A 1,420-nucleotide genomic window follows, 5' to 3' on the forward strand; every position below is an offset into this window, starting at 1 on the left:
CTAAACGGCGGCTCGCTTTTCATGTGGCGGAGTTTTTTTGGTCCCCAAGCCACCATCATAGGTATTGATCTCAATCCGGCCGCAAAAAAATGGGAGAAGGAAGGATTTCCTATTTTCATAGGCAGCCAGTCAGATCCTGCGTTCTGGGCGAATTTTTTTGCATCGGTCGGAAAGGTTGACGTAGTCCTTGACGATGGCGGGCACACCAATCATCAGCAGATTCTTACCGCCGATAGGTGCATCCCCCAAATAAATTCCGGAGGAATGCTTGTGGTTGAAGACGTTCATACAAGCTATATGAGCGAGTTCGGAAACCCTTCGCGGTATTCGTTTATCAACTTTTCGAAAAGAATCATCGACTCTCTGAATTCACGGTTTCCCGCCGTGAATGCAGTTAAAAACACCTATGGTCAACGTGTTTACTCAGTAGCTTTTTATGAGTCTATTGTCTGCTTTCACATTGACGAATCCAAATGCTTCGTCAGCCGCCCGACCACGAATAACGGCATCAGCGCAAACGCAGTCGACTTCCGAAATGAAGATTCCGGACAAAAACAACTTTTCGCGGCGCAGCGCCTGCTAGGCCGGAAATTTTCAGCACTCAAGCGGGTGCCAGTCATCAAATTCATCGGAAACCGGGTGTTTCTTTTGCCGAAATACCTTCTCTCGCTCCGAAAATCTGCATCTCTTAAAAAGCTTTTCGAGTAGCTTCCCTCACGATCGCTAGGCTTGGGTGAGAAACCATGCCCGGATCGGGACGCAACTACGACGAGAGTTCGTCAAACAAGGCCAGCATGCGAGATGCTGCCTGCCCATCAAGCACACAAAGGTCTGCTGCAGTACTGATCTGAGCCGCCTTTACTCTTGCGAATTCAGCCTCATCGTTAGACAACGCATTCACTGCGGCAGAAAAGGAGGCCTTCGTTTTAACTTCAACAACACCACTCAAATTCTTGTAATCGTCATAGTCATACGCATACGCATCGTAATTTATCACGGGTATTCCACACGACACAGCGAGACGAATGGTTGCGGAGGCTACCGCGATATAGATATCCGCCAGAGGTACCAGACTTTCGATCGGGTCAGCCACCACCACAACTCCCATATCGGCAAGATAGGGGACCGATTCCGGAGCGATGCGCGGATGCAAATTGACCAATACTGAGGCCTCACCTCCAGCTGCCGTCACGGTCGCACTCACGACAAACCTGATGAGGGATTCGTAGTCGCTGAATTCACAGCCATCCCGAGTCTTTCCTACAAATTGATCAGGTGGCAATGCGAGGAGAATTTTTCGGCGCTTGAAAGCAACGCGGTGGCTAGCCTCCAGTGCGTGCGCAAGCCGATCCTTGTCTCTCACCGCTAAATAGAGTTGATCGTCAGCCAACGCTCCGGTCAACCGAAGCTTGTCCTCCGC

2 protein-coding genes are annotated in these 1,420 nt (G+C 50.3%); one reads left to right on the forward strand and one right to left on the reverse strand.

Annotation, left to right across the window (positions count from 1 at the left end):
* On the forward strand, window positions 1-708 hold a 708-nt coding region (locus AC1D2K_RS34645; protein WP_478094958.1), incomplete at its 5' end, for a hypothetical protein.
* A gap of 55 nt (window positions 709-763) precedes the next feature.
* Here AC1D2K_RS34645 and AC1D2K_RS34650 read toward each other — a convergent pair.
* On the reverse strand, window positions 764-1,420 hold a 657-nt coding region (locus AC1D2K_RS34650; protein WP_478094959.1), incomplete at its 5' end, for a hypothetical protein.

It is taken from the genome of Variovorax sp. P1_H12_2, assembly GCF_056405335.1.